The sequence below is a fragment of the Enterococcus dispar ATCC 51266 genome, from assembly GCF_000406945.1.
Taxonomy (GTDB): domain Bacteria; phylum Bacillota; class Bacilli; order Lactobacillales; family Enterococcaceae; genus Enterococcus_C; species Enterococcus_C dispar.
Genome location: NZ_KE136354.1, coordinates 2,523,401 through 2,535,774, shown reverse-complemented (window position 1 = coordinate 2,535,774; position 12,374 = coordinate 2,523,401). Strand labels below are relative to the sequence as shown.

Below are 12,374 nucleotides of genomic sequence, written 5' to 3'. Positions count from 1 at the left end.
GTTTATTTCCCTCCTTTCTCAGTGTTTTGAGCGTTCTTTTTCGTTGGCAAGATTTCGCCACGATAGATCCACACTTTAACTCCTAATTTTCCGTAGGTAGTGTTTGCTTCTTCCCAAGCGTAGTCGATATCGGCACGCAATGTATGAAGTGGAACAGTACCTTCTGAGTAGCCTTCGCTACGAGCGATATCAGCACCATTTAAACGGCCAGATACCATTGTTTTGATTCCTTTAGCACCAGAGCGCATTGTGCGTTGGATTGCTTGTTTTTGAGCACGACGGAACGCAACTCGGTTTTCTAATTGGCGAGCAATTCCTTCACCAACTAATTTTGCATCTAAATCTGGTTTTTTGATTTCCACGATATTGATGTGGATACGTTTGCCAGTTAAGCTGTTTAATTGTTTACGTAAGTTTTCAACTTCTGAACCACCTTTACCAATAACCATACCTGGTTTAGCAGTGTGGATAGAAACGTTCACGCGGTTAGCAGCACGTTCGATTTCAACAGTAGAAACTGCAGCGTCAGCTAATCTAGTCGCGATAAACTTACGGATTTTCAAATCTTCGTGTAAGAAGTCAGCATACTCTTTTTCAGCATACCATTTTGCATCCCAGTCGCGGATGATGCCTACACGCATTCCAATTGGATGTACTTTTTGACCCACTGATTATCCCTCCTTATTTTTCTGATACGACTACAGTGATATGACTTGTACGTTTGTTGATTGGTGAAGCTGAACCTTTAGCCCGTGGACGGAAACGTTTCATTGTTGGTCCTTCGTTAACAAAGGCTTCGGAAACAACTAAGTTTTCAACATCTAAGTCAAAGTTGTTTTCTGCATTCGCAACTGCTGACATCAAAACTTTTTCGATGATTCCGGCAGCTTTATTTGGTGTGAACTTTAAGATTGCAATTGCTTCAGCAACGCTTTTACCTCTAACTAAATCGATCACTAGACGAGACTTGCGAGGAGATACGCGAATTGTTTTCGCAGTTGCTTTAGCTTTTGTAATTTGTTCTGCCATGATGATATCCTCCCCTCAAATATTAACGTCTTGTTTTCTTATCGTCAGCGGCATGCCCACGATAAGTTCTGGTTGGTGCAAATTCACCTAATTTATGTCCTACCATGTCTTCTTGAATGTAAACTGGGACATGCTTGCGTCCGTCATAGACAGCAATAGTATATCCGATAAAGTTCGGAAAAATTGTTGAACGACGTGACCAAGTTTTGATGACTTTTTTCTTTTCGGCACCTTGTTGTGCTTCGACCTTTTTCATCAAGTGTTCATCGACGAAAGGTCCCTTCTTTAAACTACGACCCATGGTGAACCTCCTTCCAAAATGTAGACCACATGGTCAAAAACCTTATTTAGCTTTGCGACGACGTACGATAAGTTTGTCTGAAGCAGCTTTTTTATTACGAGTTTTGTAACCCAATGCAGGTTGACCCCAAGGTGATACTGGAGCTTTACGACCGATTGGAGCTTTACCTTCACCACCACCGTGTGGATGATCGTTAGGGTTCATTACGCTACCACGAACTGTAGGACGTTTGCGCATCCAACGAGAACGACCGGCTTTACCAATGTTAATCAATTCATGTTGTTCATTACCAACAGAACCAATTGTTGCACGGCAAGTTGCCAAGATCATACGTACTTCACCTGAGTTTAAGCGAATTAAGACATATTTGCCTTCTTTACCTAATACTTGAGCGCTTGTACCAGCTGAACGGATTAATTGTCCGCCTTTACCTGGTTTCATTTCGATGTTGTGGATAACAGTACCAACTGGAATATTTGCAAGTGGTAATGTATTTCCGATTTTAATATCAGCTTCTGGACCAGAAACCACTGTCATGCCTACTTGTAAGCCTTTTGGAGCTAAGATGTAAGCTTTAACACCGTCTGTATAATGTACTAACGCGATGTTAGCAGAACGGTTTGGATCATACTCGATTGTTTTAACTGTAGCAACAACGTTATCTTTGTTACGTTTGAAGTCGATTACGCGGTATTGACGCTTGTGACCGCCGCCTTGGTGACGTACAGTGATACGACCGTTGTTATTACGACCGGCATTATTTTTCAATGGTGCCAATAATGTTTTCTCTGGAGTGCTTGTTGTAATCTCAGCAAAGTCAGAGCTTGTCATATTACGGCGACCATTTGAGGTAGGTTTGTACTTTTTAATTGCCACGCCTGTTTCCCTCCTATTTAGTAGTAGAATTTAATGCTTATTCAGCTTCGAAAATTGTAATTTCTTTTGATTCTTCAGTCAAAGTAACGATCGCTTTACGACGTTTCTTTGTGTATCCTGCATATTTGCCCATGCGTTTGAATTTAGGTCGCACGTTCACGATATTAACGTTTTTCACTTTAACACCGTCAAAAGCAGCTTCAACTGCTTGTTTTACTAAAGTTTTGTTCGCTTTTGTGTCCACTTCGAAAGTGTATTTCTTATCATCCATGGCAAGCATAGATTTTTCAGTGATCACTGGGCGTTTGATAACGTCTAGTAAGTTCATTATGCAAGCACCTCCTCAATTTGAGTCAGAGCAGCTTGAGTTGCTAACATTTTATCGCTTGAAACTACATCCAATACAGATACGTTGTTAGAAGTAACAACAGATACGTTTGGTAAGTTACGAGCTGATAAAGCAGCAAAGTCGTTGTCTGCTTCAAGTACAACTAATACTTTAGAATCAACTGACAAGTTTGCTAAAACCTGTTTGAATTCTTTTGTTTTTGGTGCGTCAAAGCTTAATGCATCAACTGCAACCAATTTATTTTCAGCAACTTTTTCTGATAAAACAGATTTCATTGCTAAGCGACGAACTTTTTTAGGAAGTTTGTAGCTGTATGAACGTGGAGTTGGTCCAAAGACAACGCCACCGCCACGCCATTGTGGTGAACGGATTGAACCTTGACGCGCACGACCAGTTCCTTTTTGGCGCCATGGTTTACGGCCACCGCCTCGAACTGCGCTACGGTTTTTCACAGCGTGTGTTCCTTGTCGTAATGAAGCGCGTTGCATGATGATTGCATCGTAGACAACACTTTCATTTGGTTCAATTCCGAAGATTTCTTCGTTTAATGTGATTTCGCCATTTTGGCTACCATCTTGTTTAAATAATGCAATATTCGGCATTCCTAAGTTCCTCCTTCCTTAAGTTTACTTATTTAGCTTTCACAGCAGATTTAATAGTAATCAATGATTTTTTCGCGCCAGGAACGTTACCTTTAATTAGGATTACGTTGCGTTCAGCATCAACACGAACAACTTCCAAGTTTTGGATTGTTACGCGGTTGCCACCCATGCGGCCTGCTAAACGTTTGCCTTTAAATACTCGGTTAGGTGCTACAGGACCCATTGAACCAGGACGACGGTGATAACGAGAACCGTGAGCCATTGGTCCGCGGCTTTGGCCGTGACGTTTGATTACGCCTTGGAATCCTTTACCTTTAGTCGTACCAGTTACATCGATGATATCGCCAGCTTCGAAAATATCAACTTTGATTTCTGATCCTACTTCTAAGCCCTCTAGCTCAACATCCTTGAATTCGCGAATGAAGCGCTTAGGAGCCGTGTTTGCTTTTGCAACATGACCTTGCGCAGGTTTGTTTGATAAAACTTCACGCATATCTTGGTAACCGACTTGAACTGCTTCATAGCCGTCGTTTTCCACTGTTTTAAGTTGTAATACTACGTTTGGAGTAGCTTCGACAACAGTTACAGGTACTAACTCACCAGATTCAGTGAAGATTTGAGTCATTCCCACTTTTTTCCCTAAGATTCCTTTGGTCATGATTACACCTCCATCTTAATTTGATTAATTATAGTTTAATTTCAATGTTAACACCGCTTGGCAAGTCTAGCTTCATTAAAGCATCAACTGTCTTCGGTGTTGGATTCACAATGTCGATTAGACGTTTGTGAGTACGCATTTCGAATTGTTCGCGTGAATCTTTGTATTTATGAGTCGCACGAATAATTGTGTACAAGCTGCGTTCTGTTGGTAATGGAATTGGACCTGACACAGAAGCTCCAGTTCTTTTTGCAGTTTCCACGATTTTATCCGCTGATTGATCTAAAATACGGTGTTCATACGCTTTTAAACGGATACGAATTTTTTGTTTTGCCATTATTTTCCCTCCTTCGCCTATTTTGAAAAGTAGACATAGCTCCACGAAAATTTTCCGTCACGCTCGTCCATGGCAAAGCGTCCGGGCGTGTCGCAACCTCTCGTTTCGTAGCCGGCAGAATAAAACCTTATCCCACCAGTGCTTTTCACGTTTTTTGTAAGCAGCACCTTAATGATTATAGTATATCTCACCTGTGATAGCAAGCATTTTTTATTGATTTCACGCACTTTTTGTCTATTTTTCTTTGTAAAGGGTTTCATTTTTTGTAGCTAAAAAAGCAGCGACAAAATTTGCCACTGCTTTTAGGATTGTACTATTTTTTCTAAAAACTTTTGTTACTGCCTAATTTTTAGCCGTTAATTAATTTTGCCCGAATTTTATTTGAAACAACTTCGACAATTAAAATTAGAACAATTAGACCAATCAATATAGAACCAACTTGATTCCACTTGTAACCATTGATTGCAAACATTAATGGTGACCCGATACCACCGGCACCCACCAAACCTAAAATTGTTGCATCCCGTAAATTCATATCAAAACGATAAATCGTAATAGAAACAAAGTTACTGATTAATTGTGGTAAAATTCCAAAACGGATTTTATCAAATGTTGTCGCCCCAATGGAGGACATGGATTCTAAGACACCAGTATCAATTGTTTCAATTGCATCCACATATAAACGCGAAACCATTCCAATTGAGGTTACTGACATTGTCATCACACCAGCAAAAGGACCTGTTCCGGTTACCCGAACAAACATTAACCCATATACTAATGCGGGCACTGTCCGAATGATTACGACTAAAAAGCGCGTAATCACATAAACTGGTTTTGGCATAATACTTGGCGACATTAAAAAGGCAATCGGAATCGAAAAGATTGAGCCTAAAATCGTCCCTAAAAAGCCAATACAAATCGTTTCAAAGAGTAAATAAGCAACCCCAGTATTCGAAAAATCAAATAGGAAATTTAAATCTGGTGTCACAATACCTTTTAGAATATTTAAAGCGACTTGAGAGCCATCAGTACTGGTTTTATTAATCTTAATTGCTGTTAGTGACCAGATAAACATCCCCACTACAATTAAAGCGATAGTGGCATATTGTACTTTTTTATTGGGCTCTTTTGCCAATTGTTTTTCTACTATTGTATTCATGGCGTCCCCCTACTTCAATTTCTGACGCAAGTATTCACTTAGCATCTCAATAATTGCAACTGTTACAATTAACATCAATAAAATAGAACCTACACTGGCGTAATCGCGCCAACCTAGACGCTCATTTAACAACAAACCTAACCCACCGGCCCCTACATACCCTAAAATAGAGGCGTAGCGTACATTTCCTTCAAAACAGAAAATGGAGGTTGAGAGGTAGTTTGGTAAAATTTCTGGTAAAACACTAAAACGAAAAGCTTGGATTTTGGTTAACCCAAAAGATTCCATCGCTTCAAAAGTGCGCATATCAATCGTTTCAATTTGTTCGTACATGATTTTGCCTACATACGAAATCGTAAACATAAAGATGGCAATCGTCCCAGCAAATGCACCTAACCCTAAAATGAAAGTCGCAATCAAAGCTACCACTAATGTCGGCAACGTTCGCAAGACACTCAAAATAAATTTGAATATACCCGCGACAAAACGATTTTTGACAATATTAATAGAAGATAAAACTGCAAAAGGTATCGCTAAAAGCGAGCCAATGATAGAACCTAATAAAGACATTTTAATCGTTTCTAACAACGGTCCCCAAACACGATCCATGTATTTCCAGTTGGGCGGAATCATATCGCCGATAATGACAAAGAATTGTTTACTTCTTAAAATTAAAGTGCTAAAAGAAAAGTTCGTTACATCTGCTGCCACAAACATAAAGACAACAGTAATGAAAATATAAATAGGCAAAAATGACCGTTTACTCGTCACTTGCTTGCCGTTACTTAAAGTTAATGTCTTTTTAAACAAGCTGACCACCTACGCTTCCACAGGTTGATTTTTGCCGTAAATTTCATCCAAAATACTTTGGTCAACGACATCCGTTGGACCGTCATAAACGATTTCTCCTTGACGAATCCCGATAACGCGATCACAGTATTCCAATGCTAGTTCTACATGGTGTATATTTAACAAGATCGACACATTCATTTCACGATTAATTCGACGTAAGTCTTCCATAACAGATTTTGCTGTTACCGGATCAAGAGAAGCCACCGGCTCATCGGCTAAAATAATTCCTGGTTTGCGCGCTAGCGTCCGTGCTAAAGCTACCCGCTGTTGTTGCCCGCCAGAAAGTTGATCTACCCGAGTGTAAGCTTTATCTAAAATCCCCACATTATCTAATGCTTCTAAAGCGCGAATTTTATCTTCTTGCGGAAAAATCCCAAGCGTACGACGCCATAGAGGCAGATCCGGTACAGAAGAAACCAAAACATTTTTTAAAACAGTAGAACGCGTAACTAAGTTAAAAGATTGGAAAATCATCCCAATATTTTTCCGAAATTCCCGAATTTCTTTGCCTTTTAATTGGCTCACATTCACATCATTGACTAACAAAGTCCCTGAGTTAATATCATGCATCCGGTTAATACAGCGAATAAGTGTTGATTTCCCCGCACCGGAAAGGCCGATGATCGCAACAAATTCACCTTGTTGGATTTCCAAATTAATGTCTTTTAGTGCAACTGTACCGTTAGGATAAACTTTTTGCACATCTTCAAATTTAATCATTACTGTATCCTTTCACACTGAAGTTTTAATTACTATTGCCGAAAAATATTCCTTCCCACAATAAGGCGAAATTTTAAGCTTAATTCCAATCGTTAAAGATGCGGTAGGTAAAAGCTTTTACCTCACAAATTTTTTAAAATTTCGGCTTATCCTGTAAAGAACCAGGGCATTCATACAGAAAGCAAGGGATTGTGTTGGTAAACACAACCCCTGCTTTTCTATTTTAAATGCTAGTTGCGATTATTCGCTGATTTTTTTGATTAGTTCTTGTGCTTTTTTCTCATCGTCATAATCAGAAGCTTTGGCTTCTTTGTAACCTTCGTGATTGTAAATGCTGATTACTTTTTTACCTTCTTCAGTTTTACCAATTTCAATAAAGGCTTTGCTTAAAGCTTTTTTCAAGTCTGCATCCATGTTTGGTGCATTTTTGCTGACGCTGATTGTGTCGTTGTAAATTGGATCTGTTACGCCGATAACGTTTGTTTCAGACCAGATATCATTTTTACGACCAAATTCTTTTGTCCAAGTATCTACGTAGTCTAAGCGTGCATCTGCGTATGCCATCACCACATCAATTTGACCTGCCGCTAAACGGGCAAATGAACTTGCGTATGAATCAGATTGGACAGCATCTTTTAAATCTAACAATGTTTTATCATAGTTTTTGTTCATCCACAAGGTTGGGTAAATGTAACCTGCTGAAGATGAAGAGTTTGCCATTGCCCAAGAAGCGCTGTTTAAGTCATTCCATGTTAATTTTTCGCCAGCATTCACTTTTTTAGCTAAAGCTTGGCCTTTTGCTGAAGGTCCAGCAATAATTAAAGCACGATAATAAGCCACTTGTTCATCTGTGTTTTTCGTAGGTTTTTCATCGTTCCAAACTTTGGCATCGTCTGAATCAATTGATAAACCTTTCCGTGTTGCAGTTAATAATACATCCGTTCCATCTTCATATAAGACATATGTCCCACCAGGAATGAAACCAACATCAAGAGTACCAGAAGACAAAGATTCACCAACAGCTTCATAACTCGTACCAACAGAGATATCCACGTTTTCGATGTTATAGCCTTCTTTTTTCATTTGGTCTTTCAAAAGATTTTTCAAAGGTTCAGTAGCTGTTACGATTTCGTCTGCATCCCGTGATGGCACAAAACCAATCGTTAATTTTTCCAACTTAATGTTACCGTCGGCATCTTTTTCACCTTTGCTATCATTTGATGAAGAACTACCACAGCCAGCTAGTAAAAGCATTGCGGCCGCACTTGCCAAACCCACTTTCAAAACTTTTTTAAACATAATATCCTCCCATAATGAATAACTACAGCACAGATTTCACTGCGAACAAATAATAACATAATTTGTACCCCTTGAAAAGACGAATATTTCTAAAAAAGGCAGGGAATTTATCTAGTTTTTAGGTAAATAATACTTGAAAAGCTGTGGTTAGCTTTTATTCTTCACTAACAATCAGAACCTTCTACTGAATTGACGAAAAAACACTTTTTTCTTCTTTTTCCCAAAAGAATTTTGTTAGATAGTCAAAAAAAGTTCAGCTAAAACCGAACATTCCTTCCTCCAGCAAAAAAACCAAACAGCAAAGTTGGTTTTCAAACATTTCACAACTAAAACTAAATTATTTTACTATCCAGCTTTTACTATTTCTAAACAAAAGAACGCCTCATGGTGGTATCGAGTGCTTTTTTCAAGGGAAAGTATACCAACGCCACAATAAAAATCGTCAATGTAATATTAATGACAGTGGCAGGTAATTTTGCAAGCGCACCACCAAATGCCGCTTGAAAATCCGCTCCTGCAATTCGTAACATGACCATATTTTTTATTTGTGTCATCACAATTTTGGCAATTCCCGTTACAAACCCAATTACAATTACCTGCCAAATCGCAGTTGGTTTTTTCTTAAAGAGCAACAGGGCACCATAGGCCGCAGCACCGACAATAAAACTCTCTAAAATAAAATAAGGTGCTTCTGTCGCATAGCCGTTTAACATATCGAAGATAAAAAAGCCCATGCCTCCAGCAAGAGAGCCTTTAAAATAACCTAATAGCAAAACAGCCAACAACAAAACCGCATTGCCCAGGTGAACGAACGCACCTGTGGGTAACGGAATTTTAATCATCGTACCAATAACTGTCAACGCAGTAAAAAGCGCCACCAATACTATTGCTTGAATAGAAGAATCTTTTTTCATTGTGTCACCGCCATTCTTTTTTCCGCTTGATTATACGCACCATGCCAAACGTGCCCGACATAAGGATTAATTTCTACCCCTTCTTTGATGGCTGCGGCCACAAATTGTTTGGCCATCACTACTGCGCGTTTAACCGGGGCGCCTTTGGCAACGCCTGCTGTTACAGCAGCAGCAAAAGTACATCCGGCACCATGGTTAAAATCTGTGGGGTATAATTCATTTTCCAATGTAATAAATTCCGTCCCGTCATAAAATACATCAATTGCTTTGTTCATCTGCAAACGATGACCGCCTTTGACAATTACATTTTTTGCCCCTTGATTATAAATCGCGCGAGCAGCTTTTTGCATATCCGCCACACTCGTTAAATCTCCGAGTTCAGATAAAATTCCCGCTTCTACTAAATTGGGGGTAGTGATAGTAGCAAGGGGTAATAAATATTTTTTCAGCGCAGCTACGACTTTGGGTTGTAAAATTTGTGCTGTTCCTTTACAGGCAATTACTGGATCAACAATGATGTTCTCCAGCTTTTTATCTGCTAAGAAATCAACTACGGCTAAAATATTTGCTTCATTGCCCATCATTCCGGTCTTTAACGCCGCCATTGATTGTCCCGCAAAAGCTGAAACCAACTGTTTGACTAGTAGCTCCGTGGGCAGTTCGGTAACTTCGTGGGACCAGCCTGTAGTTGGATCCATCGTCACAATCGACGTGATACTCGCAAAACCAAAAACGCCGTATTCTTCAAAAGTTTTTAAATCCGCTTCAAGTCCGGCACCACCGGTAGAATCAGACCCCGCAATAGTTAACACTTTTTTCATTTAAACACTCCTTTTTAACTTCTAAAACAATAAATGCTGTAAACTAGTTTCAAGTATAAAACTTCCCTATCTTGACGAAAACGACCAATTGGTTTATTTTGAAACCAACCAATTACTTTCTGTTTGATACTATACCCTCTAAATCTACATTTTTAGTGAGGAATTGTCACAAAAATCCTACCCAAGTAAAAGGAGAAGCTATGGCTTTAAATCGTAAAAGCAAAACACCCTTATTTCAGCAATTGATGGAAGTCATTATTGCAGATATCGAATCTGGCAAGCTCGCTCCTGGAGATCGCCTAATGCCTGAACGCAAAATGGCTGAATTTTATCAGGTGAATCGTTCGACTGTTAATCACGCATTAGAAGAGCTTACGAGTTTGGGCTGGTTGATTCGTAAACAAGGAAGCGGAACCGAGGTTGCAAAAGGGCGCTGGGGATCTCGCCAAGCGCCACAATTCCAATGGCAACATTTGCTGGCTACTCGCAGCCAGCAACAAGATCCTTATCTCAAAGAACAAAATAGACTGCGAAAAAGTTTTGATACAATTGACCTTGCTAGCGGTGATTTACCCCCGGACTTAATTCCCGATTTTCAATTTCCTGCTTTATCTTGGGATACTATTATAAAGGAAGAAAAAAACCTGACAGATACTGGCTATATTCCTTTAAAAAATACGATTATCAAAAAATTAGAACAAAACTTTCAGCTTCCTTTAGCAAATCAAGACTTGTTAATTACTGCCGGCTCGACCCAAGGGATTTCATTAATTTTGCAAACACTCTTACAGCCTGGAGATGTTATTGCCACTGAAGATCCTTCTTTTTTATTTGCACTGCCCTTATTCCAATCTTTAGGTTTGAGACTAGAAGGGATCCCGACTGATCAAGAAGGAATAATGCCGAGCGAATTAGAAAAACAAATTTTGACTAAAAAAGTTAAAATTTTGTATTTAAATCCCACTTTCCAAAATCCGACGAGTCGCTGTCTATCTTATGAGCGGCGCTTAAAAATTATTGAAATCTGTCGCAAATATTACGTTCCCATTATCGAAGACGACGTCTTTGGAGAGTTAGCTTTCACCGCTCCTATCCCTAAACTTAAAGAAATAGCTCCAGAACAAGTGCTTTATTTGGGCTCTTTATCTAAAATTTTTGGTTCAAACATTAAAATCGGCTGGTTGTTAGCACCAACAAATCTGATTCGTTCCTTAGCAAATACAAAAAAACTATTGGATAGCGAAACAAATTTATTTACGCAAATATTAGCGAATTTTGCTTTAAACAACGCCAACTATGATCTGGAACATACGCAATTACTGAATACACTCAAAAAACGCAGTCATTTATTGTGTGAAACTTTTGCACCTTTTCAAAAAGATTGGTATTTTACTGAAATTAAAGGCGGGCTTTACTACTGGTTTACTTGGCAACACCAAAATTTAAGTCGGAAAGATTGGCAACTTTTTTTCCCAGAAAATTTATTGGTAGCCCCCTCCTTTCTCTTTAGCAATGATACAATGTCTATGAGAATCAATTACACCAGTTTGACACCTACAAGCGCAACAGCCTTAGCCAAAAAAATCGAGGAAATTACGCTTTTGCTTTTAAAGCGAGCAGAAGCGTGAATGTGATATACCACCAATAAATTTCAGGAGGAAGAAAATGAACGAAGTAATTGCGCTATTGCAGAATCACCGTACTTATCGGGATTTTGATGAAAGTTACGAACTTACAAAAGAAGAATTGCAAACAATTTTAGATGCCAGCAGACAAGCGCCTTCTTGGATGAACGGTCAAGCCTATTCCATTATCGTTGTCAAAGACAAAACATTGCGTGAAAAGCTAGTCGCAATAAACCCAAATAATCCGCATATGCTTCACAGCTCTGTCTTTTTACTTTTTGTCGCTGATTTAAAGCGAACCCAAATTGTCGCAACCAAAGAACAAGTTGACTATCATATCAACGACAGTTTGAATCCATTAATTATTGCTACTACTGATGCTAGTTTAGCTTTACAAAATGCTGTGATCGCAGTTGAAGCTTTGGGATTAGGTAGCGTGATCGTAGGGAGTGTACGCAATCAGATTACAGCGGTTAGCGAACTTTTTAATTTACCGGATTATGTTTTTCCATTGGCAGGACTTAGCATCGGCAAACCCGCTGTTGAAATGCAGATTAAACCCCGTTTACCAGAACAAGCAGTAGTTCATTATGATACTTATCACGAATATAATTACCAACTAATCACTGACTACGACCAAACTATGAAAAAATTTGGGGAAGCCAGAGAAACGAAACTTTGGACTAAAAAATTTGCTGACTATTATCAGGCTTCAGGCCATACGAGTTTAAATGGCTACTTAAAAAAACAAAAACTTCTTTAATAAATTACCATGAATCCTCTTTCTCGCTGCTGTTACACGACATTAAATAAAAAAACTCTTACCGTTCTT

16 protein-coding genes are annotated in these 12,374 nt (G+C 39.0%); 2 read left to right on the top strand and 14 right to left on the bottom strand.

The annotated features are described in order from the left end of the window. Positions 1-2: 2 nt before the first annotated feature. The 14 genes from rpsC to thiD all read right to left on the bottom strand — a co-directional run bounded on the left by rpsC (position 3) and on the right by thiD (position 9,917). Positions 3-668, bottom strand: coding sequence for a 30S ribosomal protein S3 (rpsC, locus tag RK01_RS11895; protein WP_016173525.1), 666 nt, complete (start codon positions 666-668; stop codon positions 3-5). Positions 669-681: 13 nt separating this feature from the next. Beyond that, positions 682-1,029: a 50S ribosomal protein L22 gene (gene rplV / locus RK01_RS11890; protein WP_016173524.1), complete on the bottom strand. Its 348-nt coding sequence runs from the start codon at positions 1,027-1,029 to the stop codon at positions 682-684. A 22-nt stretch (positions 1,030-1,051) separates the two neighbouring features. Continuing rightward, positions 1,052-1,330 carry a 30S ribosomal protein S19 gene (gene rpsS, locus RK01_RS11885; RefSeq protein ID WP_016173523.1) on the bottom strand — a complete coding sequence of 93 codons (279 nt, stop codon included), beginning with the start codon at positions 1,328-1,330 and terminating at the stop codon, positions 1,052-1,054. 42 nt (positions 1,331-1,372) lie between these two features. Beyond that, positions 1,373-2,206 carry a 50S ribosomal protein L2 gene (rplB, locus tag RK01_RS11880; protein ID WP_016173522.1) on the bottom strand — a complete coding sequence of 278 codons (834 nt, stop codon included), beginning with the start codon at positions 2,204-2,206 and terminating at the stop codon, positions 1,373-1,375. A 37-nt stretch (positions 2,207-2,243) separates the two neighbouring features. Further along, positions 2,244-2,534: a 50S ribosomal protein L23 gene (locus RK01_RS11875; RefSeq protein ID WP_016173521.1), complete on the bottom strand. Its 291-nt coding sequence runs from the start codon at positions 2,532-2,534 to the stop codon at positions 2,244-2,246. Continuing rightward, positions 2,534-3,157 carry a 50S ribosomal protein L4 gene (gene rplD / locus RK01_RS11870; RefSeq protein ID WP_016173520.1) on the bottom strand — a complete coding sequence of 208 codons (624 nt, stop codon included), beginning with the start codon at positions 3,155-3,157 and terminating at the stop codon, positions 2,534-2,536. Before rplD ends, RK01_RS11875 begins: the two co-directional genes overlap by 1 nt. Before the next feature lie 28 nt (positions 3,158-3,185). Then, the gene (rplC, locus tag RK01_RS11865; RefSeq protein ID WP_016173519.1) at positions 3,186-3,815 is read right to left on the bottom strand and encodes a 50S ribosomal protein L3; all 630 of its coding nucleotides are present in this window, start codon (positions 3,813-3,815) and stop codon (positions 3,186-3,188) included. 28 nt (positions 3,816-3,843) lie between these two features. Continuing rightward, complete coding sequence (gene rpsJ, locus RK01_RS11860; protein WP_002290443.1) at positions 3,844-4,152, bottom strand: 30S ribosomal protein S10; 309 nt, start codon at positions 4,150-4,152, stop codon at positions 3,844-3,846. A 349-nt stretch (positions 4,153-4,501) separates the two neighbouring features. Beyond that, positions 4,502-5,311 (bottom strand): phosphonate ABC transporter, permease protein PhnE, encoded by an 810-nt coding sequence (phnE, locus tag RK01_RS11855; RefSeq protein ID WP_016173518.1) that lies wholly within the window; start codon positions 5,309-5,311, stop codon positions 4,502-4,504. Positions 5,312-5,320: 9 nt separating this feature from the next. Then, the gene (gene phnE / locus RK01_RS11850; RefSeq protein WP_016173517.1) at positions 5,321-6,121 is read right to left on the bottom strand and encodes a phosphonate ABC transporter, permease protein PhnE; all 801 of its coding nucleotides are present in this window, start codon (positions 6,119-6,121) and stop codon (positions 5,321-5,323) included. A gap of 9 nt (positions 6,122-6,130) precedes the next feature. Beyond that, on the bottom strand, positions 6,131-6,883 hold the full coding sequence (gene phnC / locus RK01_RS11845) for a phosphonate ABC transporter ATP-binding protein (protein WP_016173516.1): 753 nt from the start codon (positions 6,881-6,883) through the stop codon (positions 6,131-6,133). 240 nt (positions 6,884-7,123) lie between these two features. Next, complete coding sequence (locus RK01_RS11840; protein WP_016173515.1) at positions 7,124-8,182, bottom strand: phosphate/phosphite/phosphonate ABC transporter substrate-binding protein; 1,059 nt, start codon at positions 8,180-8,182, stop codon at positions 7,124-7,126. A gap of 365 nt (positions 8,183-8,547) precedes the next feature. Continuing rightward, entirely contained in the window at positions 8,548-9,096 is a 549-nt protein-coding gene (locus RK01_RS11835) for an ECF transporter S component (protein WP_016173514.1), read from the bottom strand. Further along, positions 9,093-9,917 (bottom strand): bifunctional hydroxymethylpyrimidine kinase/phosphomethylpyrimidine kinase, encoded by an 825-nt coding sequence (gene thiD, locus RK01_RS11830; RefSeq protein WP_016173513.1) that lies wholly within the window; start codon positions 9,915-9,917, stop codon positions 9,093-9,095. Before thiD ends, RK01_RS11835 begins: the two co-directional genes overlap by 4 nt. Positions 9,918-10,117: 200 nt before the next feature. Between thiD and RK01_RS11825 the strand changes: the two genes are divergently transcribed. Both RK01_RS11825 and RK01_RS11820 read left to right on the top strand, forming a co-directional pair. Next, the gene (locus RK01_RS11825; protein ID WP_016173512.1) at positions 10,118-11,545 is read left to right on the top strand and encodes an aminotransferase-like domain-containing protein; all 1,428 of its coding nucleotides are present in this window, start codon (positions 10,118-10,120) and stop codon (positions 11,543-11,545) included. A 37-nt stretch (positions 11,546-11,582) separates the two neighbouring features. Continuing rightward, the gene (locus RK01_RS11820) at positions 11,583-12,305 is read left to right on the top strand and encodes a nitroreductase family protein (protein WP_016173511.1); all 723 of its coding nucleotides are present in this window, start codon (positions 11,583-11,585) and stop codon (positions 12,303-12,305) included. Positions 12,306-12,374: the final 69 nt, after the last annotated feature.

What these genes read in the sequence shown, in the direction of transcription:
- phnC (WP_016173516.1), bottom strand. Translation starts at nt 6,883, where the DNA reads ATGATTAAATTTGAAGATGTGCAAAAAGTTTATCCTAACGGTACAGTT.
- RK01_RS11875 (WP_016173521.1), bottom strand. Translation starts at nt 2,534, where the DNA reads ATGAACTTACTAGACGTTATCAAACGCCCAGTGATCACTGAAAAATCT.
- phnE (WP_016173518.1), bottom strand. Translation starts at nt 5,311, where the DNA reads ATGAATACAATAGTAGAAAAACAATTGGCAAAAGAGCCCAATAAAAAA.
- RK01_RS11835 (WP_016173514.1), bottom strand. Translation starts at nt 9,096, where the DNA reads ATGAAAAAAGATTCTTCTATTCAAGCAATAGTATTGGTGGCGCTTTTT.
- rplC (WP_016173519.1), bottom strand. Translation starts at nt 3,815, where the DNA reads ATGACCAAAGGAATCTTAGGGAAAAAAGTGGGAATGACTCAAATCTTC.
- RK01_RS11825 (WP_016173512.1), top strand. Translation starts at nt 10,118, where the DNA reads ATGGCTTTAAATCGTAAAAGCAAAACACCCTTATTTCAGCAATTGATG.
- rpsJ (WP_002290443.1), bottom strand. Translation starts at nt 4,152, where the DNA reads ATGGCAAAACAAAAAATTCGTATCCGTTTAAAAGCGTATGAACACCGT.
- rplV (WP_016173524.1), bottom strand. Translation starts at nt 1,029, where the DNA reads ATGGCAGAACAAATTACAAAAGCTAAAGCAACTGCGAAAACAATTCGC.
- rpsS (WP_016173523.1), bottom strand. Translation starts at nt 1,330, where the DNA reads ATGGGTCGTAGTTTAAAGAAGGGACCTTTCGTCGATGAACACTTGATG.
- thiD (WP_016173513.1), bottom strand. Translation starts at nt 9,917, where the DNA reads ATGAAAAAAGTGTTAACTATTGCGGGGTCTGATTCTACCGGTGGTGCC.
- RK01_RS11820 (WP_016173511.1), top strand. Translation starts at nt 11,583, where the DNA reads ATGAACGAAGTAATTGCGCTATTGCAGAATCACCGTACTTATCGGGAT.
- rplD (WP_016173520.1), bottom strand. Translation starts at nt 3,157, where the DNA reads ATGCCGAATATTGCATTATTTAAACAAGATGGTAGCCAAAATGGCGAA.
- RK01_RS11840 (WP_016173515.1), bottom strand. Translation starts at nt 8,182, where the DNA reads ATGTTTAAAAAAGTTTTGAAAGTGGGTTTGGCAAGTGCGGCCGCAATG.